This is a genomic window from Micromonospora sp. NPDC003816, assembly GCF_042874705.1.
Taxonomy (GTDB): Bacteria; Actinomycetota; Actinomycetes; order Mycobacteriales; family Micromonosporaceae; genus Micromonospora.
Map to the genome: position 1 here is coordinate 358,153 of NZ_JBIANP010000005.1, position 19,810 is coordinate 377,962.

Consider the following 19,810-nt stretch of genomic DNA (forward strand, 5'->3'; position numbering starts at 1 on the left):
GAGGCTGTCCCCCTGCTCAGCGTGTCCACTTGATCGGCTGCCTGAATCTAGCCGTTCGGTACGCGTCGGACCGCCCGGAGGAGTGTCCACAAGCCAACAGCCCGGTACCCGACAGTCCACCGGGCAGCGATACTCGGACCTGCGCCCCCGGGCGTCGGGGGCTCGCCAGTGGAGGGTGTCATCGCCGCACAGTGTGATCGCTGTGGACGCACCGCCGCCGACGGCGACCGCTTCTGCGGTGGCTGCGGTGCGGAGCTCGGCGCCGTCTGCCCGCACTGCCTGAACCCGCTCGCCGCCGACGTGGCCTTCTGCACCTCCTGCGGCACGCCCCGGGCCGGCAGCGACCGCCCCGCCCCGCTCCCCCAGGAGGACCGCCGCCGGGTCAGCGTCCTCTTCGTCGACCTGATCGATTTCACGCCGTACGTCGAGCGGGCCGACCCGGAGCTGGTCCGGGGCATGCAGACCGGGTTCTTCTCCGCCGCCCGCCGGGTGGTCGGGCAGTACGGCGGGGTGGTGGAGAAGTACATCGGCGACGCGGTGATGGCCCTGTTCGGCGCACCGGTGGCCACCGAGACCGACGCGTTGCGCTGCGTCCGCGCCGGTCTGGAGCTGCAACGGGTGCTGACCCGGTTCACCCCCACCGGCACCGACGGCCTGCGCTTCCGGGTCGGGGTGGCGACCGGTGAGGCGCTCGTCGACGTGGCGGCGGCCCGCGACGGCGGGCAGGCGATCGTCGCCGGCGACGTGGTGAACACCGCCTCCCGCCTGCAGTCGGTCGCCCCGCCCGGCGGGGTGCTGGTGGACGGGACCACGCACGCGCTCACCCGGGACACCATCCGCTACGACGAGCAGCCCCCGGTCACGCTGCGCGGCCGGTCCGCGCCGACGGAGGTGTGGCTGGCCCTGTCCGCGGTACGCCAGCAGGCCACCGACCGGGAGCCGGACACCACGCCGCTGATCGACCGCGAGCACGAGCTGGGCATGCTCGTCAACGCGCTGCACCGCAGCCTGCGCGACCGCCGCCCGCAGGTGGTCACCGTCTTCGGCCGGGCCGGCATCGGCAAGAGCCGGCTGGTACGCGAGCTGCACCGGCACACCGGCCGGCTGGTGGACGAGCCGCTGACCTGGCGGATCGGCCGCTGCCCGCCGTTCGGGGAGAACGTCACGTTCGCCGCGCTGGCCGACGTCGTCAAGGCCGAGGCGGGCATCCTGGACACCGATCCGGCCACCAGCGCCGCGCAGCGGCTCGCCGGGGCGGTCGCCGAGCTGGTCGGTCCCGGCGAGCGCGACCGGGTCGCCGACGCGCTACGCCCGCTGGTCGGGCTGGCCGGTACGCCGCTGCCGGCCGAGGAGGCCGAGTCGGCCTGGCGGCGTTTCCTGCTGGCACTGGCCGCCCGCCGACCGACCGTGCTGGTCTTCGAGGACCTGCACTGGGCCGACGACGCCATGCTGCGCTTCGTGGAACTGCTCGGCGCGGCCGCCCGGGACGTACCGCTGCTGCTGCTCTGCACCGCCCGTCCCGAGCTGGTCGACCGCGATCCGAGCTGGGCGGGGACGATCACCGGCTCGGTGACCATCACCCTGCCGCCGCTGCGGGACACCGGCATCGCCGCGTTGTACGCGCACATGTTCGGCCAGGCCGCCTTCTCGGCCGACCTGTTGACCCCGCTGATCGAGGTGGCCGGCGGCAACCCGCTCTACGCGCACGAGTACGTCCGGATGCTGATCGAGCAGGGCGCGTTGCGGCAGTCGGGGCGCGGCTGGTCGCTGGAGAAGCACCTGGACCTGCCGATGCCGGAGAGCGTGCACGCGGTCATCGCCAACCGGGTCGACCTGCTCGACCCGAAGGACCGGGCGGTGCTGCTGGCCGCGGCGGTGGTGGGCGTGCAGTTCTGGCCCGGCGCGGTGGCCGCCGCCGTCGGGCAGCCGGTGGAGGCGGTCGAGCGCGCGTTGCGCCGGCTGGAGCAGCGGGACTTCGTGCACGAGCAGGCCGCGTCCACGATGGCCGGCCAGCCGGAGTACCGCTTCCGGCACGTGCTGGTCCGCGACGTGTGCTACCAACGGCTGCCGCGGACCGAGCGGGTGGCCCGGCACGACCGGACGGCCGACTGGCTGGACACCCTGTCGCAGAGCCGGGACACCGACCTGGCCGAGGTGCTGGCCCACCACCGCTGGGCGGCGCACGAGATCGCCCGGTCCCTGGACCTGGAGACCCGCCGCTACGCCGGTCCGGCCCGGGCCGCGCTGCACCGGGCCGCCCGCCGGGCGTACGCGCTGCACGGGTTGGACGCCGCCGCCAGCCACGCGGCCCGCGCGCTCGGTCTCGCCGACGACTCCGATCCGGTCGGCCGGCTGCAACTGGAACTGCTCAGCACCGAGATCTCGTTCTACCGCGACGGCAACGCGTTCCTCTCCGGCGGCGGGCCGGAGCAGGTGCAGACACTCGCCGACCGGCTGCTGGCCTGCGGCGACGAGGCGTGCGCGGCACGGGCCTGGACGCTGCTCGGTCAGGCGGCCTGGCTGCGGGCCGACCGGCAGGCCGCCCTGGTCTGCCTGGACCGGGCGGTGCGGCTGTTCGAGCCGCTGCCGGACAGCGCCCAGAAGGCCGACGCCTTCGCCGAGTTGGGCCGGCTGCACATGCTCAACTACGAACGCGATCCGGCGGTGGCGGCGGCGGCCACGGCCGCCGAGATCGGCGAGCGGCTCGGGCTGGCCGAGATCCGTACCAACGCGCGGATCACCGCGGCCACCGCCCGGTACCAGGCCGGTGACCGGGCCGGACTGGACGACCTGCACGCCCTCGCCGAGTTCAGCCGCGCCGGGCAGCTGCTGGCACTGCCCCGGGCCACCCAGAACCTCGCGTACGCGGTGCGTGAGGAGGGCGACTGGCTGCGCTCGGACGCGCTGCTCTCGGCGGCACCGGCGCGCACCGCCAGCGGACAGACGCTGACCACCAGCTACTCGGGTGAGGCGATGCGGGCCTGGTTCGAGGGGGACTTCCCGCGCCTGCTCGCCGCCGCCGAGGCGTTCGTCGACACCCCCACGGGCAGTTGGGACATGCAGGTACGCGGGCTGCGGTCGTGCCTGCTGGTGCTGCGGGGCCAGCCGGTGCCGCCGGCCGCCGGGGCGACCCGGCCGCCCGGTGACGCCACCGAGGCCCCCGGCGACGACGTGGCCGCCGCGCTGGACACCGCCCGACGCAGCGGCTTCCATCGCCTGCACTGGACCATGGTGGCGATGGGCGCGCTGTGCCGGGCGTTGCAGGAGCGCACCGACGAGGCCGCCGCGCTCGTCGACGAGTTGGCCGAGGCGTGGACGAGCGTTCCCGCGCTGGCCAGCGGGGAGTGGATCGCCGCCGCCGGCTGGGCGGCCACCCTGGCCGGACGCAAGCCGGCGGCCCGGGTCCGGGCCATGCTCGACCAGGTGGGACACCGTACGCCCTGGTCGGAGGCGACTCTGCGGACCGTGAGCGGCGCGCTGGCCGGCGCCGACGGCGACCACCGGCGCGCCGCCGAGCTGCACCTGGCGGCCGCCGAGATCTACGCCGGGATCCCCGACGTGACCGACCGGATGTTGGCGCTGACCTTCGCGGTGCGGGAGTTCACGGCGGCGGACGACCCGGCGGCGAGCAGCGGACCGCTGACCGAGGTACGCGCGTTCGCGCACCGCAACGGCGCGCCCGGCCTGCTCCGGCTGGCCCATCCGCCGGAGACGGGCGCCCGGACGCTGGCCTCCTGACCGACGCCAGGCGGCTCAGGCGGCCAGCGGGGCCGCCGGTGCCGGGGTGGGCGCGGGCTTGAGCTTCTGCGCGTACACGTCGACGTACTCGCGGCCGGAGAGCTCCATCAGCTCGTACATGATCTCGTCGGTGACGGCGCGCTCGACGAACCGGTCACCGGACATGCCGGCGTACCGGGAGAAGTCCAGCGGCGGGCCGAAGCGGATGCGGACCCGCGCGAGCTTCGGGACGAGCGTGCCCGGTGGCTGGATCTCGTCCAGGTTGAGCATCACCACCGGCACCACCGGCGCGCCGCTCTCCAGCGCCAGCCGGGCCACGCCGGTCTTGCCCCGGTAGAGCCGCCCGTCGGGTGACCGGGTGCCCTCCGGGTAGATGCCCGCGATGCCGCCGGCGCGCAGCACGGTGAGCTGGGTGTCCAGCGCGGCGCGGGCGGCCTGGCCGCCGGAGCGGTCCACCGGGATGGTGCCGGTGCCGACGAAGAACATCTTGGTCAGCCAGCCCTTGAGTCCCTTGCCGGTGAAGTACTCGGCCTTGGCCACGAAGGTGACCTTCCGCGGCACGATCAGCGGCGTGAAGATCGAGTCGGAGAAGGAGAGGTGGTTGCTGGCCAGGATCACCGGGCCGGTCGCCGGTACGTGGTGCAGGCCCTCCACCTGCGGCCGGAAGATCACTCTCAGCAGCGGGCCGAGGAACACGTACTTCAAGAGCCAGTACAGCACCGGCGTCCTTTCGGCGAGGCGGTCGTCGCGACGGCACGGCCGGGCCGGGCGGTCGTGGCAGGAAGCCTACGAAGCTCCACCGCCCGCCACAACGTCCGGCGGGCGACCCGCCCGCCGCCGGAGCGTGGTCGGCGCCCGTGTCCCCTGGCACGCTCCGAGCAAGAACGGACATAGAGGCACGGCCGCGACCAGCGGCACGGACACCGACTTCGTACCCCACGCCACAAGGCACTCCCCGAACCGACCCCGGACGTGTCACGATTCAGAGCACGGCGTGCGGGGGTGCGTCGAGGGGCTGGACGCGGGGCGCGCCGGCGGCGCGATGAGGAGGATGGTCCGGTGTCAGCGGGTGGGGCCCGCCGGGGACGGCGGGACAACGGGCTCGACGCCAGCGAGTACGCCATCGCCGGCGACGTCGACCCGCGCGTCGGTGAGCACCTGCTCGACGTGCTGGCCGCCGGCGGCATCGCCGCGTATCTGCAACCCTCGGCCGATCTGAACCCGGTCACCCGCACCACCACGGTCCCCGCCCGGCCGGTCGACCGGCTCTACGTGGACCGTTCGCATCTGAGCACCGCGCGGGACTACCTCAGTCAGCTCGCCGACGAGACCGGCACGGCCCGCGCCGAGGAACCGGACATCGACGCCGAGTGGGAACGGATCGTCGCCGGTTTCCACAACTCGCCGGGCAGCGGGGACCACCCGTGGCCCGCCGCCGAGAACGTGGACGACCAGCCCGACGGCGGCAGCAGCACGATCACCACCCCCCGGCCGACGCCCGAGGAGCCGGCCGGACCGACCGCCACCGACGTCCGCCGGCTGCCGTACGCCGCCGACGTCTCCGGCGTCTCGGTGGGCCGTGGCCCGCGCGACGGCGACGGTCCGTCGCTGCTGGAGGGCCTGGACACGTTCGGTGCCGACCTGCCGGACCACCCCGACGACGACGAACGCTATGTCCCGCCGCCGCCTCCGCCCCTGCCCCGGGTGTCGAAGTATGCCGTGGCGGGCGTCCTCGCCGTGATGCTCGGCTTCGTGTTGTTCCTCTTCCCGGACCTGCTCCCCGCCGACCCGAGCATCGTGACGCTGCTCGGCTTCACCGGCATCCTGGCCGGATTCGTCACGCTGGTGTGGCGGCTGCGCCCCGGCGACGCCGAGGACCGGGGGCCGGACGACGGCGCGGTCGTCTGAGCCGACCGGCAACTCCCACCGACCGCGTACGGTAGCCGCCCGGATACCGGGACGCGCACGCCCACACCAGGGGGCGTAACAGTGGTGTAACTTACTGTCAGTAGGAATACCGCAGTACGTCACGTCACCCGCCGACTGCCCGGTTGTTCCTGTTCTCGTGGGCGGTCACTCCCCTGCTGATCGGAATGCCCGAGATGCGACAGAGTTCTCTCGTGGTGGTGGCCAACCGCCTCCCCATCGACGACAACGTGGCGCTCGACGGCGCCTGTGAGTGGCGCCGCAGCCCAGGCGGGCTGGTGAGTGCGCTACACCCACTGTTACGACACACCCCGGCGACATGGGTCGGTTGGGCGGGCGGGACAGGCCCCGCACCCAGCCTGCCGGACGTCGACGGGGTGCGGATGCACGCCGTACCGCTGACCGGCGAGGACCTGCGCGACCACTACGAGGGGTTCGCCAACGCGACCCTCTGGCCGATCTATCACGACGCGGTCGAGCAGCCGGAACACCACCGACGGTGGTGGGACGCGTACCAGCGGGTCAACCAGCGGTTCGCGGAGGCCACCGCCGAGGTCGCCGAGACCGGCGCGGTGGTCTGGGTGCAGGACTACCACCTGCAACTGGTGCCGGGGCTGCTCCGCACGCTCCGACCCGACCTGCGCATCGGCTTCTTCCTGCACGTGCCGTTCCCGCCGCCGGAGCTGTTCATGCAGCTCCCCCGCCGCGCCGAACTGCTCCGGGGCATGCTCGGCGCCGACCTGGTCGGTTTCCAACGGGCCCAGGCCGCGCACAACTTCGCCCAACTGGTCTCGAAGGTGCTGGGCCTGCCGGCCACCGACCGGCGGATCGCGGTCGAGGACCGGGTGGTCCGCATCGGGGCGTTCCCGGTCAGCATCGACACCGCCGAGATGGCCGCGCTGGCCGGTCGGCCGGCGGTGGCGGACCGGGCCCGGCGACTGCGGCACGACCTCGGCAGCCCGGACCAGGTCATCCTCAGCGTCGACCGGATGGACTACACCAAGGGCATCGAACAGCGGCTCAAGGCGTACAGCGAGCTGCTGGCCGGTGGCCACGTCAAGGTCCGCGACACCGTGCTGGTGCAGGTCGCCGTGCCCAGCCGGGAGCGGGTCGGTCAGTACCAGATCCTCCGCGACCGGGTGGAACGCGAGGTCGGACGGATCAACGGCGAGTTCGGCCGGGTCGGCGAGCCCGCGATCCACTACCTGACCCAGCCGTTCGACCGGGCCGAACTGGCCGCGCTCTACCGGGTCGCCGACGTGATGGCGGTGACCCCGCTGCGGGACGGCATGAACCTGGTCGCCAAGGAGTACCTCGCCGCCCGGGTGGACGACGCGGGCGCGCTGCTGCTCAGCGAGTTCGCCGGAGCAGCCGCCGAGCTGCCGCAGGCGTACCTGGTCAACCCGCACGACCTGGAGGGGCTCAAGCAGGGCCTGCTCGCGGCGCTGCGGGCCGACCCGGCGGACGTCCGGGCCCGGATGCGGGCCATGCGCGAGCACCTGCACGAACACGACATCCGGGCCTGGGCCCGGTCCTATCTCTCCACCCTGGACCAGAGCGGCGAGCTGGTCACCCACCTCACCAGCGGCTGAGGCGGGTGACTCCGGCCCGGTCCCCGCGGACCGGGCCGGGAGGTCGCGCGTTCAGGGACGGTCGTCGCGGGCCGGGCCCTTGTCCAGCCAGTCCAGGATCGCGTCGATCGGCTCCTGCCACCGCGCGTCGAGCATCAGGTCGTGCCCCATGCCGGGGAAGAGCAGCGGTGCCGAGTCGTACCGGCGGGCCGCCCCGGTCAGCGCCGACGGCGGCACCACCCGGTCGTCCGGACTGCCCAGCACCAGCACCGGCGGGCGGCCCACCGGCGGCTCCGGCTCGGCTCCGGTCAGCAGCCGCCACTGCGCCCGCCGGGCCGCCCGCCCCAACCGACCGGTGTAGCGCCGCGCGTCGGCGTCGGGCAGCTCGTCGCTGAACAACTGGCGGCGGTGCAGACGCAGCCCACCGCCGAAGACCGCCGGCAGCGTGCCGAGCGGGTTGCGCCGCAGCGCGGCGCCGAACGTCGCCCACCCGCCGAGCACCGGTGCCACCAGCACCGCCGCCCGGGCCGGATACCGGGCCAGGGCGTGCGCGACCACCAGTGCCCCGGCACCGTGCCCCACCAGCACCGCCTGGCGTGGCAGGCCCGCCGCCACTTGCACCACGTCGTGGGCGTACGCGCGCAGCGTCGCGTCCGGCGCCGGACCGCTGTCGCCGTGCCCGCGCAGGCTCACCGCGTACGCCGGGAACCCCCGCGCGGCGGCGTGCCCGAGCCAGTGTTCGGCGTACACCCAGGCACCGTGCCCGAAGCCGGGCACGAACAACAGGGGTGGCCGCCCCTCCTCCAGCTCGGGCGTGGCGCCGAGCACCTCACGGCGCACCGGACGCACCGGCCGCGCCCACTCCCAGCTCCGCATCACCCGCACCCGGTCGCTCACGCCGCCGCCTCGCTTCGCTCCCCGACAGCGCGAGACACACCCGCCCTGAACCCAATGGCTCGCTCGCCACGCTCGCTCACGCCGCCGCCTCGCTTCGCTCGCTCACTTGGCCTCCAGGTCGCGCAACGCGCGTTCCAGCACCCGCAGGTAGTCGGCGTGGCCGACCTCGAACCAGTGCCGGGTCGAGTCCTTGACCTGACCCGAGTAACGCTCACCGGCACCGGCCCGGACCCGTGCGGCGAACGCCGTCGCCCGGTCCGGCCGGGTGGTCCGCAGTCGCAGCAGCCGGGCGAAGAGCACGGCCTGCCAGTGCGACAGGGCGAACACGCCGGAGTCCGGTTGGACCAGGCCGGTCACCGCGAGGGTGGGGTGCTCCGGCACGAACGCGTTGAGCCACAACCGGGGACGACCCACGCCCTCGTCGTCGCCGAGGAGCTTTCCGTCCAGGAACTCGAAGCGCGGCAGGTAACCGGTGGCGAAGACGACCACCTCCGGGTCGATCTGCCGACCGTCGGTCAGCTCCACCGAATGCGAGTGGAACCGGGTCACGTCCGGCACCGGCGCGATCGCACCGTGGCCGACGTAGTAGACGAGTTGGCTGTTGGCGATCGGGTGCGTCTCGTACACCCGGTGGTCGGGCCGGGGCAGGCCGAAACGGGTCAGGTCACCGACGGTCAGCCGCAACGTGCGGTGGTAGAGCCACTGGCGTACCCGCAGCGGCACCCGCAACGCCAGCAGCGTGTCGTTGACCTGGTCGGCGGGGCGGCCGAAGACGTACTTCGGGGCATACCAGTAGCCCCGGCGGGTGGAGTGCCAGCAGCGTGCGGCCTGTTGGGCGGCCTCCACCGCGATGTCGCACCCGGTGTTGCCGGCGCCCACCACCAGCACCCGCTTGCCGCGCAACTGGGCCGGGTCCTTGTAGGACGACGCGTGCATCACCTCGCCCCGGAACTGTTCCAACCCCTCGTAGCGGGGCAGCTTCGGCGACCAGTTGTGTCCGTTGGCGATCACCACGGCGGCGTACCGGGAGGTGCGCTCCGGGCCGTACCCGCCGGTGCTGCGGGTGGTGACGTCCCAGCGGTCGTCGCCGACCGGTTCGACCCGCACCACCTCCGTGCCGAACCAGATGTGCCGGCGCAGGTCGAAGTGGTCGGCGTACCGCTCGAAGTAGGACAGCACCCGGCTGTGGTGCGGGTAGTCGGGCCAGTCGTCGGGCATCGGGAAGTCGGGGAACTGGGTGAACGGCCGCGACGAGATCAGGTGCGTGCTGGCGTACACCGGGCTGCGGTCGTGCCGCCAGTTCCAGGCACCGCCGATGCCCGTCTCACGCTCGTAGCAGTCGACGCCGAAGCCGTGCTCGGCGAGGTTCTTGACGGCGGTCAGGCCGCTGGCGCCGGCGCCGATGACGCAGACGGTGTCGCCCCGGTCGGAGACCGGACTGCCGTCACGGCTGCGGGCGAGGGGGGTCGTCTCCGGTTCGGACCGACCGTGGTGCTCGGTGGGGGTGGGCACCGGGGTCTCCTTCGTCTCCGCACGGGTGCCGGGTCGCGCGAAATCCTCTCCACTCCGGAGCGGGATGTCCAGCCCGCCGGAGCGCCGCCGGTCAGTCGGCGGCGGGTATCAGCAGGTCGACCAGGATCGGAAAATGATCGCTGGCACGGCGGGTCAGCGGGGTGTCCAGCACGTCGTAGTCGACCACGGTGATCCGGGGGTCGACGAAGAGGGCGTCGATGCGCCGCCGGGGGTTCGCGCAGGAGTAGGTGAGCCGGTCGGTGCGGTCCGCGGCCACCGCCGTGTCGGTCAGCCCCTCCGCGACGGTCCGCCACGCCGGTTCGCCCGGCTCCTCGTTGAGGTCGGCGGCGGCGATCACCGGGTACGGCGCGGCGGCCAGGTCCCGCCGGAACAGCTCCGCCTGGCCGGGCCGCTCGGTCGGGTCGGTGGACAGGTGCGAGCCGGCCACGGTGAACCGGGCGGACCGGCCCACCACGCAGTCGGCGAACGCGGCGCCGCGCAGGTGCCGCCCGGGGGTGAGCGGGAACCGCCGGCACCGGGCGTCGGTCACCCGTACCCGCAGGTCGGTGAGGACCAGGTTGCCCAGGGCGGGCAACCCACCGGCGGCGACCACCAGGCCGAACGACTCGGCCAACGCGGCCGACTTCTCCCGCCACCGGAAGCGACGCGGGCCCTCCTGGACCACCACCACGTCCGGCGCCGTCGTGCGGACCACCTCGGCCAGCGCGGCGGTGTCGTCGCGCTGGCCGTGCACGTTGTACGACACGACGCGCAGCGGCACTCCGGGAGCACCCATGTCAGATCCGTCGGGCGAGGTCGGCCGCGCCGATGACGCCGGCCGAGTTGCCCAGCTCGGCGGGGCGGATGTCGGCCACCGGCAACCGGCTGCGCTGCGCCAACGCATCGGTGAACGAGCGTCGGGTCGGGCCCATCAGCAGGTCACCGGCGTCGATGACGCCGCCGCCGACGACCAGGACCTGCGGGTCGAGGATCTGCGCCATGTCCGCCAGGCTGGTGCCGAGCCAGCGCCCGACCTGGGCGAACGCCTCGGCCGACACCGGGTCACCGCCCTTGGCCGCGGCGGTCACCATCGGACCGGTGATCGCCTCGGCCTCGCCGTCGGCCAGTTCCAGCAGCGCGGTGGCGCGGTGCGGTTCCTGCCGGGCGGCGGCGCGGGCGAAGCGGACCAGGGCGCTGCCGCTGGCGTACTGCTCGATGCAGCCCAGCCGTCCGCAGCCGCACTGGTGGCCGTCGGGCACGGTGAGCATGTGACCGAGTTCGGCGGCGATGCCGTTGGCGCCCCGGACCAGCTCACCGCCGAGCACGATGCCGCCGCCGACACCGGTGCCGATGGTGAACATGACCATCGAGTCCTCGGCCTGCCGGGCGGCGCCGTAACGGAACTCGGCCCAGGCGGCCACGTTCCCGTCGTTCTCCACGATCACCGGCAGCCCGACGGCCGCGCTGACGTACGCGCGCAGCGGCTCGTCGCGCCAGGCCAGGTTGGGGGCGAACAGGACGGTCGAGCGGCCGGCGTCGATCCAGCCCGCCGCGCCGATGCCGACCGCCTGGATCTCGTGTCCGGAGGCGAGCTCGGTGACCAGTTCGATGATGACGTCCCGCGTCTTGCCGACGTCGTCGGCGGGGGTGTCCCGTCGGGTCTGCACGAGAACCCTGCCGGTGTCGTCGACGACACCGCCGGCCACCTTCGTGCCACCGACGTCGACTCCGATGGTCAGCGTCACCGCTGCCACTCCCCTCTGCTGTGCCACCCCGCGCACCTGCCCTCGCCGGTGGTACGGGTCCTCCCTGGTCAGGCCCCGTCGCCTGGCTCGCCCTGCGGCCCGTTGCCCGGAACGGCCTCCGCCTCCGGTGCGGGCTCGCCACCCGGTGCGGGCGTACCGTCGGGCACCCGCGAGGCGGGCACCACCGGGCGGTCGCCCGGCGTGCGGCGTGCGGTCGGCCCGACCGGCCCGGCGGCGTCGACGGGCGTGGCGACCGGTGCGGCGCCGTCCTCCGCCCGTGTGGCGGCGGACCAGACGTCCCGCTCCGGTGCCGGCTGAGAATCATGCCCGGTACGGGTCGCCTCGCGCCACACGTGATCACTGTCCGGGCTGCGCCCGGCGGTCGTGGACGGGCCTGCGGTGGGCGCCGGGGGGTCGGACGGGGGCCCGGCGGGGTCGGGGTCGGGACGGGACGGGGCGAAGGGCGGTGCGGTGGGGTCGGAGTGCGGGTCGGCCGGGGTGAAGGCCCGCAGGAAGCTGGCCAGACCGGCGGCGAGGTCGCCGGCACCGGTGGCAAGCCGTTCGGCGAACTCCGGACTCGGGTCACGCAACGCGCTGATACCTCGACAGACCGGACAGACGCAGCATTCCGCAGCACCGGTGGCGAAACCGGCACCGGCGGTTTCGGTGCGCCCACCCCGGTCACCGGGGGCGTCCTTGTGACCGAGGACACTGGTCACCATCCCACCGAGCGGGCCGAACGGCCCGGCGCCGGGGTTCGCGGCGGCCAGCCGTACGCCGGCCAGCAGAGTGGCGACCAGCCGCTCCGCCTCTTCCCGGGCCGTACCCGGATCTGTCGCACCCATGCTGGGCTCCTCTACCGTGGCGACCGGGTCGCCGGACGCGTCACTGCGCCGAACCGAGTGTTTCTACCCGGCGCTTGAGCTGCTTCAACGCAGCATCCATGATCATCTTCTCGGCTTTGCGGCGGAACATCCCGAGCATTCCGACCGCGAGTTCCACCTCGAGCGTGTACGTCACGGTGGTGCCCCCGTCGGCGTCGACCACCAGGTCGTACGAGCCGCGCTGGGACCTCTGCATCTTCGAGGGCGCCACCAGGTGCCACTCGATGTGGGACAGGTCCTCGGAGTAGCCGTACTCGAGCACGTACTCGTCGGCCATCACCCCGGCGTCGAGGACGAACCGGACCTGGCTGGCATAGCCGTCCTCGTACTCCTCGACGACCTCGGCCTGCCGCACCGCCTCGGCCCACTCGGGATAGCTCGGAAAGTCACAGATCACCGCCACCACCCGGTCCGGTGGCGCGCCGATGGTGATCGACTGGGTGGAGGAGTCCGCCATGGGGGGAGGCTACCCGTCCCGTGCAGGGCCCGCGCCGCGCCGCCCCACCTGCGATGTGCTCCTACGCCGGTCAGACGGTAGGTTTCACTCCAGCCGCCAGGCGGCAGACCCGGCCAGCGAGCACGAGGGAGTGCAGGTGCGCGAGTTCTCCGTCCCGCCGATCGTCACGGTCGGCGATTCCGCCAACCTGACCGACCCGGTCTGGGACAACGCCGAAGCCGCCCCGGACCTGGTCCAGTTCGTCCGACGGGACGGCTCCGGCGGATGGGTCGACGTGACCTGCCGGCAGTTCCGCGACGAGGTGGTGGCGGTGGCCCGGGGCCTGGTCGCGGCCGGGGTCCGGCCCGGTGACCGGGTCGCGCTGATGAGCCGCACGCGGTACGAGTGGACCCTGGTCGACTACGCCATCTGGGCGGCCGGCGCGGTCACCGTGCCGATCTACGAGACCTCCAGCGCCGAGCAGGCCGCCTGGATCCTGGCCGACTCCGGCGCGGTCGGCGTCGTGGTGGAGACCACCGCGCACGCCACCCTGGTGGCCGGCGTCCGCGACGACCTGCCCGACCTGGCCCACCTCTGGCAGATCGACCTCGGCGGGGTGGACGACCTGGTCGCCGCCGGCCAGGCGGTGGAACCGACCGAGATCGACCGCCGACGCGCGGACCTGCGCTCCTCGGACGTCGCCACGATCATCTACACCAGCGGCACCACCGGCCGACCCAAGGGCTGCGTGCTGACCCACCGCAACATGTACGCCGACATCGCCAACGCCGTCCCGGTGCTGCCGAACCTGTTCCGCCCGAACGCGTCGACCCTGCTGTTCCTGCCGCTGGCGCACTCCTTCGCCCGGCTCATCCAGATCGGCGTGGTGCACGCCCGGGTGACCATGGCGCACTGCGCCGACCCCAAGCACCTGGTCGCCGAGTTGCAGGAGGTCAAGCCGACCTTCGTGCTCTCCGTGCCCCGGGTCTTCGAGAAGGTCTACAACGGCGCGAAGCAGAAGGCCGAGGCCGCCGGCAAGGGCAAGATCTTCGCGCGGGCCGAGGCGGTCGCCATCGCGTACAGCGAGGCGCTGGAGACCTCGTCCGGGCCGGGCCTGGGCCTGCGCCTGCAGCACGCGCTCTTCGACAAGCTGGTCTACGGCAAGCTGCGGGCCGCGCTGGGCGGCCGGTGCCGGGACGCGATCTCCGGCGGCGCGCCGCTGGGTGCGCGGCTGGGGCACTTCTTCCGGGGCGTCGGGGTGACCGTCTGCGAGGGGTACGGCCTGACCGAGACCTCCCCCGCCGCCTCGGCGAACCTGCCGGACTTCACCCGCATCGGCACCGTCGGTCGGCCGCTGCCCGGTGTGACCATCCGGATCGCCGACGACGGCGAGGTCCTCATCGCCGGTGAGCTGATTTTCCAGGGGTACTGGCACAACGACGCGGCCACCGCCGAGGCGATCACCGCCGACGGCTGGTTCCACACCGGTGACCTCGGCTCGCTCGACGGCGACGGCTACCTGACCATCACCGGCCGGAAGAAGGAGATCATCGTGACGGCCGGCGGCAAGAACGTCGCCCCGGCCGTGCTGGAGGACCAGGTCCGGGCACACCGCCTGGTCAGCCAGTGCCTGGTGGTGGGCGACCGGCAGCCGTTCATCGCCGCGCTGGTCACCCTCGACGAGGAGGCCCTGCCGGCCTGGCTGGAGTCGGCCGGGCTGCCGGCCGGGACCGACGTCGAGTCGCTGCGCGAGAACGAGGCGTTGCGGGCCGAGATCCAGGCCGCGGTGGACCGGGCCAACCAGTCGGTCTCCAAGGCCGAGGCGATCAAGGTGTTCCGGATCCTGCCCCGCGACTTCACCGAGGCCACCGGCGAGCTGACGCCGTCGATGAAGGTCAAGCGTCAGGTCGTCCACAAGACGTACGCGGCGGAGATCGCCGACATCTACGGCTCCTGACTACGATCCGTCACGTGCCCGCCTCGACATCGGCCCTGGCCCGTTCCCACCCGCTCGCCGCGGCGGCGCGGGTGGTCGTGCTCGCGCTGGTCGCCGTCCTCACCCTGCTCGCCACCCGCGACGTGGCCCAACTCTGGTGGATCGCCCTGCTGGCGATCGCCGGACTGCCCGCGCTGCTGGCACCCCAGCACCGCCTGGTCGGGCCGCTGAGCCGGGTGGCCGAGGTGATGGTGCTCGGCCTGGCCGCGAGCCAGGTCGCGGCGGTCGCCACCGTCGGCGGCCACATCGGCGGGCTGGGCGCCTCCGCGGTGCTGCCCTACCTCGCCGTGCCGGTCACCGTGACCGCGCTGCGGCGACGCTTCCGCGAGGGCGCCACGCTGATCGCGGTCGTCGCCGGGACCCTGCTGGTCGCCGGGGCGCTGACCGAGGTCGGCGGGGTACGCCAGCTCAGCCAACCCGGCTACCTGGCGGTCTGCGCCCAATGGCTGATCCTCGCCGCGCTCGGGCTCTACGCGGCCAGCACCCTGCACCGGGTGATGCAGGTCCGGCAGGAGGGCAAACCGCAGCCGTACGCCGAGGCGACCCGCCTGCTCACCCAGCTCCGTACGGTGGCCCGGCAACTGCCCGGGGCGACCCTCGACCCGGGCGGCATCTCCGAGCACCTGCTGGAGGAGTTGCGCACGGTGGCCCGGACCGACCGGGGTGCGGTGCTCTCCGCCAGTGGCGGCGGGCGGCTGGTGGTGCTCGCCCAGATCGGGGCCGACCGGGTCGACTGGGAGACCACGCTCGACGCCGACTCGGCCATCGCCGACGCCTGGGCCAGCCAGCAGCCGCAGACCGCGGCCCGCTCGCAGTCCCGCACGCACCGGGGCAACGACGTCTCCGCGCTGATCGTGCCGCTGGTCGCCGGGCTGCGTACGGTCGGGCTGGTGGTGCTGGAGGCCGACGCCGGGCAGGCGTACCCGCCGTCGGTGGTGTCCCAGGTGACCGCGCTGACCGGTCCGGCGGCGCTGCGCCTGGAGGCGGCGCTCCTCTTCGACGAGGTGCGGTCGCTGGCCACCAACGAGGAACGGCAGCGACTGGCCCGGGAGATCCACGACGGGGTGGCGCAGGAACTCGTGATGGTCGGCTACGGCATCGACAACGCCCTGGCCACCGTGCACGACGACGCCGAGGAGACCGCCGACTCGCTGCGGACGCTGCGCCACGAGGTCACCCGGGTGATCACCGAGCTGCGGCTGAGCCTGTTCGAGCTGCGCAGCGAGGTCGACCGGCACGGCGGCCTGGCCGCCGCCATCGCCGAGTACGCGCGGACGGTCGGCGCCTCCGGCGGGCTGCGGGTGCACCTGTCGCTGGACGAGTCCACCGCGCGGCTGCCCGCCGCGACCGAGGCGGAGCTGCTGCGCATCGCCCAGGAGGCGGTCACCAACGCGCGTAAGCACGCGGGAGCGTCCAATCTCTGGGTCACCTGCGAGGTGGATCCCCCGTACGCACAGATCGAAGTGTCGGATGACGGTCACGGCATAGGTGACCAGCGCTCGGACGGGCACTATGGTCTTGCGATCATGGCCGAGAGAGCGGAACGTATCCGAGGCCGGTTGGAGATCAGGCCGCGACAGCCCAGCGGGACGACCGTAGCGGTGGTGGTCGGGTCGTCCCCCCGGCGCGATAACGTTCGCGGTAGCGGCGCAGCAGCAGAAGGGGAGTAACCCGAGGATGACCACAAGCCCGACACCGGCCACTCGTACCAAGGTCCTCCTTGTCGACGATCACGACCTGATCCGTAAGGGCCTACGCCACGCCTTCGAGCGTGACCGGCAGTTCGAGGTCGTCGGCGAGGCGGCGACGGCGGCCGAGGGCGTACGGCAGGCCGGCGCGCTGCAGCCGGACGTGGTGATCATGGATCTGCGACTCCCCGACGGCAGCGGCCTGGAGGCCACCCGCGCGCTGCGCAAGTCCAGCGCCACCATGGGCATCGTGGTGCTCACCATGTACGCGGGCGACGACCAGCTCTTCGGCGCCCTGGAGGCCGGGGCCAGCGCCTTCGTGCCGAAGACCGCGCCCGCCGACGAGGTGGTCGCCGCCGCCCGGCACGCCGCCTCCTCCCCCAGCGCCTTCACCGCCGCCGACCTGGCCGAGGCGATGAAGCGGCGGCTCGCCCCGTCCGGTCCGCAGCTCTCCCCCCGCGAGGGCCAGGTGCTGCGCCTGCTCGCCGACGGGATGAGCGTCGCCGGCATCGCCAAGCAGCTCTTCGTCAGCGAGTCCACCGCCAAGACCCACATTTCGAAGCTGTACGAGAAGCTGGGTGCGGCCAACCGGGCCCAGGCGCTGATGACCGCGCTGCGGCTCGGTCTGCTCGAGGCCCCGGACGCGCCGAAGTTCTGATCCATCCGTCGCGGCTCCCGGCGTCGAGGCCCGTCCTCGCCGCCGGGGCGTCGGGGCGTCGGGTCGCCCCTCGGCAGGAAAACGCATCTCCGCACGTCAATGACCCTCTCCGTGATCGCGCTATGGCCTCCCGCGCCCAGGCGGGGCAGAATACCGGCCGGGGCGGTGTCGCCCCGGCTGGCGCGAAGGGGTGTGGCATGCAGCGGCCGGACTGGTCACCCGAGACGATCGACGTCGAACGACCCAGCGTCGCCCGCATGTACGACTACTATCTCGGTGGCTCGCACAACTTCGCCGCCGACCGGGCAGCGGCCCGGGCGATGATGGCGCTGGTGCCGGAGGCTCCGCTGATGGCCCAGGCCAACCGCGCCTTCCTGCGCCGGGCCGTGCAGTACCTCACCGCCGCCGGAGTCCGGCAGTTCCTCGACATCGGATCGGGCATCCCGACCGTCGGCAACGTGCACGAGATCGCCCAGCGGCACGCCCCCGACTCCCGGGTGGTCTACGTCGACGTCGACCCGGTGGCGGTGGCGCACAGCCGGGAGATCCTGGCCGACACCGAGCGGGCCACGGTCGTCCAGGAGGACTTCCGTCATCCCGAGCGGATCCTCGCGCATCCCGACGTCAACGCCCTGATCGACTTCTCCGAGCCGGTCGCCGTGCTGGTGGTCGCGGTGCTGCACTTCGTACCGGACGACGACCGCCCGGCCGACCTGCTGCGTACGCTGCGGAAGGCGCTGGCCCCCGGCAGCCACCTGGTGCTCTCGCAGGCCAGCGACGACGGCCGCGACGAGGCCGAGCGGGCCGAGGCCGAGGAGGTCTACCAGCGCACCGACAGCCCGCTGTGGGTGCGCAGCCGGGCCGAGCTGACCGCGTTCTTCGACGGCTTCGAGCTGGTCGAGCCCGGGGTGGTGTGGGTGCCGCAGTGGCGTCCGGAGACCCCGGAGAGCGCCGAGAACGCCGAGCAGGCGGTCTTCCTGGGCGGGGTCGGGCGGCTCGGTGGTTGAGCCTCCGGACGGCCGTTCCTGCGCCGGCACGTTCGCCCGCGCCTGGGCCAAGGCGGTCTCCGGGACCAGCTACCTGCCGATGCCACACGCCCAGTTGGAGCTGCTGTTGCAGCAGCTCACCGACCAGCTCGCCGAGGCGCTGCGGGCGGAGCCGCTCGACCTGCGGGTGGGCCACCGGGTCGCCAACGAGTTGGTCGCCGCACACATCGCCTCCGCCGAGGCGCTCGGCCGCACCGTCGAGGTGATCCAGCTCCGGCTGGTCCGCGACCTCGACCTGGTCGCCGACGACATCGAGGACCGGATGGCCCGGCTGCTGGCCGCGATCGCCACCGCCTACGCGCGGGCCCTGCACGACCGGACGCTGGACGAGCAGGAGTCGATCCGCCGGGCCGCGCTGACCGCCCGGGTGGACGCGGAGCGGGCGTTGCGGGCCAGCGAGGCCCGGTTCCGCCACCAGGCCACCCACGACCCGCTGACCGGCCTGCCCAACCGCACGCTGTTCGCCGAACGGCTGGTCGCCGCGCTCGGCGGCACGGTCGGCGCCGGACGGCGGGTCGGATTGTGCTTCCTCGACCTGGACCGCTTCAAGCGGGTCAACGACTCGTACGGTCACTCGGTCGGCGACCGGGCCCTCGTGGCGGCGGCCCGGCGGCTGTCGCGGTCGGTGGAGCCGCACCTGGTGGCCCGGCTCGGCGGGGACGCGTTCGTGGTGCTGGTGGAGCGCTCCACCGGCACCGGTGACGTGGTCGCGGTCGCCGAGGCGGCCCTCGCCGCGCTCTCCGAGCCGGTGGTGGTCGGCGGGCACGACGTGACGGTCACCGCCAGCGTCGGGGTGGTGGAACGGCGGGCCGCCGACACCTCCCCCGACGACCTGCTGCGGGCCGCCGGCAGCACGCTGCACTGGGCCAAGTCGGCCGGTGGCGGCGGCTGGGCGCTCTACGACGCCGAACGCGACGGCCGCGAGCAGGCCCGTCAGGCGTTGAGCGCGGCGATCCCCGCCGGTCTGGAGCGCGGCGAGTTCTACCTCGACTACCAGCCGCTGACGTCGCTGCACGACGGTTCGGTGCTCGGTGTGGAGGCGCTGGTGCGCTGGCGTCACCCGGACCTGGGGGTGCTGCGACCGAACAGCTTCATCGGGCTGGCCGAGGAGACCGGGCTGATCGTGCCGCTGGGGGCCTGGGTCCTCGCCGAGGCGTGCCGGGAGGCGGTCGGCTGGACGGCCGCCGCCGGCGCACCGCCGTACGTCAGCGTCAACCTCGCGGTCCGCCAGGTTCGCCGTCCCGGGCTGGTGGAGGAGGTGAGCGCTCTGCTGCGGCGTACCGGTCTGCCACCGCACCGGCTGCAACTGGAGATCACCGAGAGCACCATGATGAGCAACGCCGAGGAGCCGGTACGCGCCCTGCGCACCCTGGCCGACCTGGGCGTCCGCATCGCCATCGACGACTTCGGCACCGGCTACAGCAACCTGGCGTACCTGCGTGACCTGCCGGTGACGGAGCTGAAGGTGGCCGGCGAGTTCGTCCGGGGGTTGCGCTCACCGGGCGACCGGGCCAACGAGCGCATCCTCGCCTCGCTGGTCTCGCTGGCGCACGCCCTGGACCTGACGGTGACCGCCGAGGGGGTGGAGACCGTCGGGCAGGCCGAGCGGCTGCGCGCGATCGGCTGCGACGCCGGCCAGGGCTGGCACTTCGGCCGTCCCGCCCCCGCCGAGAACATCCTCGCCCGCATCCGCTGAGGCACCGCGCCCGGTCC

At 73.5% G+C, this 19,810-nt stretch carries 15 protein-coding genes; 8 read left to right on the forward strand and 7 right to left on the reverse strand.

Features of this window, described 5'->3' with window-relative positions; all coding sequences use genetic code 11:
- Nucleotides 1-168: 168 nt before the first annotated feature.
- Complete coding sequence (locus ACFYTT_RS19585; protein ID WP_176094904.1) at nucleotides 169-3,738, forward strand: adenylate/guanylate cyclase domain-containing protein; 3,570 nt, start codon at nucleotides 169-171, stop codon at nucleotides 3,736-3,738.
- 15 nt (nucleotides 3,739-3,753) lie between these two features.
- On the opposite strand, the gene ACFYTT_RS19590 is transcribed toward ACFYTT_RS19585, so the two are convergent.
- Nucleotides 3,754-4,458, reverse strand: a complete 705-nt coding sequence (locus ACFYTT_RS19590; protein WP_131054829.1) for a 1-acyl-sn-glycerol-3-phosphate acyltransferase — start codon at nucleotides 4,456-4,458, stop codon at nucleotides 3,754-3,756.
- 339 nt (nucleotides 4,459-4,797) lie between these two features.
- Between ACFYTT_RS19590 and ACFYTT_RS19595 the strand changes: the two genes are divergently transcribed.
- On the forward strand, nucleotides 4,798-5,646 hold the full coding sequence (locus ACFYTT_RS19595) for a DUF308 domain-containing protein (RefSeq protein WP_131054830.1): 849 nt from the start codon (nucleotides 4,798-4,800) through the stop codon (nucleotides 5,644-5,646).
- A 194-nt stretch (nucleotides 5,647-5,840) separates the two neighbouring features.
- Entirely contained in the window at nucleotides 5,841-7,256 is a 1,416-nt protein-coding gene (locus ACFYTT_RS19600) for a trehalose-6-phosphate synthase (protein WP_387260896.1), read from the forward strand.
- A gap of 51 nt (nucleotides 7,257-7,307) precedes the next feature.
- Here ACFYTT_RS19600 and ACFYTT_RS19605 read toward each other — a convergent pair whose 3' ends face one another.
- The 6 genes from ACFYTT_RS19605 to ACFYTT_RS19630 all read right to left on the reverse strand — a co-directional run bounded on the left by ACFYTT_RS19605 (nucleotide 7,308) and on the right by ACFYTT_RS19630 (nucleotide 12,730).
- Nucleotides 7,308-8,111: an alpha/beta hydrolase gene (locus ACFYTT_RS19605; RefSeq protein ID WP_387261019.1), complete on the reverse strand. Its 804-nt coding sequence runs from the start codon at nucleotides 8,109-8,111 to the stop codon at nucleotides 7,308-7,310.
- Between the two features lie 123 nt (nucleotides 8,112-8,234).
- Nucleotides 8,235-9,644, reverse strand: a complete 1,410-nt coding sequence (locus ACFYTT_RS19610; protein ID WP_176094905.1) for an NAD(P)/FAD-dependent oxidoreductase — start codon at nucleotides 9,642-9,644, stop codon at nucleotides 8,235-8,237.
- Between the two features lie 91 nt (nucleotides 9,645-9,735).
- On the reverse strand, nucleotides 9,736-10,440 hold the full coding sequence (locus tag ACFYTT_RS19615; protein WP_387260899.1) for an endonuclease/exonuclease/phosphatase family protein: 705 nt from the start codon (nucleotides 10,438-10,440) through the stop codon (nucleotides 9,736-9,738).
- 1 nt (nucleotide 10,441) lies between these two features.
- The gene (locus ACFYTT_RS19620; RefSeq protein ID WP_176095951.1) at nucleotides 10,442-11,398 is read right to left on the reverse strand and encodes an ROK family glucokinase; all 957 of its coding nucleotides are present in this window, start codon (nucleotides 11,396-11,398) and stop codon (nucleotides 10,442-10,444) included.
- 59 nt (nucleotides 11,399-11,457) lie between these two features.
- Nucleotides 11,458-12,234 (reverse strand): hypothetical protein, encoded by a 777-nt coding sequence (locus ACFYTT_RS19625; RefSeq protein ID WP_387260902.1) that lies wholly within the window; start codon nucleotides 12,232-12,234, stop codon nucleotides 11,458-11,460.
- A gap of 40 nt (nucleotides 12,235-12,274) precedes the next feature.
- Nucleotides 12,275-12,730, reverse strand: a complete 456-nt coding sequence (locus tag ACFYTT_RS19630) for an SRPBCC family protein (RefSeq protein WP_131054279.1) — start codon at nucleotides 12,728-12,730, stop codon at nucleotides 12,275-12,277.
- Between the two features lie 136 nt (nucleotides 12,731-12,866).
- On the opposite strand from ACFYTT_RS19630, the gene ACFYTT_RS19635 reads away from it, so the two are divergent.
- The 5 genes from ACFYTT_RS19635 to ACFYTT_RS19655 all read left to right on the forward strand — a co-directional run bounded on the left by ACFYTT_RS19635 (nucleotide 12,867) and on the right by ACFYTT_RS19655 (nucleotide 19,793).
- Nucleotides 12,867-14,666, forward strand: coding sequence for a long-chain fatty acid--CoA ligase (locus tag ACFYTT_RS19635; RefSeq protein WP_131054280.1), 1,800 nt, complete (start codon nucleotides 12,867-12,869; stop codon nucleotides 14,664-14,666).
- A 14-nt stretch (nucleotides 14,667-14,680) separates the two neighbouring features.
- A complete protein-coding gene (locus ACFYTT_RS19640; protein WP_131054281.1) occupies nucleotides 14,681-16,375 on the forward strand; it encodes a GAF domain-containing sensor histidine kinase in 1,695 nt (564 codons plus the stop codon).
- A 7-nt stretch (nucleotides 16,376-16,382) separates the two neighbouring features.
- Complete coding sequence (locus ACFYTT_RS19645; RefSeq protein WP_088972416.1) at nucleotides 16,383-17,051, forward strand: response regulator transcription factor; 669 nt, start codon at nucleotides 16,383-16,385, stop codon at nucleotides 17,049-17,051.
- A 197-nt stretch (nucleotides 17,052-17,248) separates the two neighbouring features.
- Nucleotides 17,249-18,058: an SAM-dependent methyltransferase gene (locus ACFYTT_RS19650; protein ID WP_387260906.1), complete on the forward strand. Its 810-nt coding sequence runs from the start codon at nucleotides 17,249-17,251 to the stop codon at nucleotides 18,056-18,058.
- A 79-nt stretch (nucleotides 18,059-18,137) separates the two neighbouring features.
- Nucleotides 18,138-19,793, forward strand: coding sequence for a putative bifunctional diguanylate cyclase/phosphodiesterase (locus tag ACFYTT_RS19655; RefSeq protein ID WP_387261022.1), 1,656 nt, complete (start codon nucleotides 18,138-18,140; stop codon nucleotides 19,791-19,793).
- Nucleotides 19,794-19,810 lie beyond the last annotated feature (17 nt).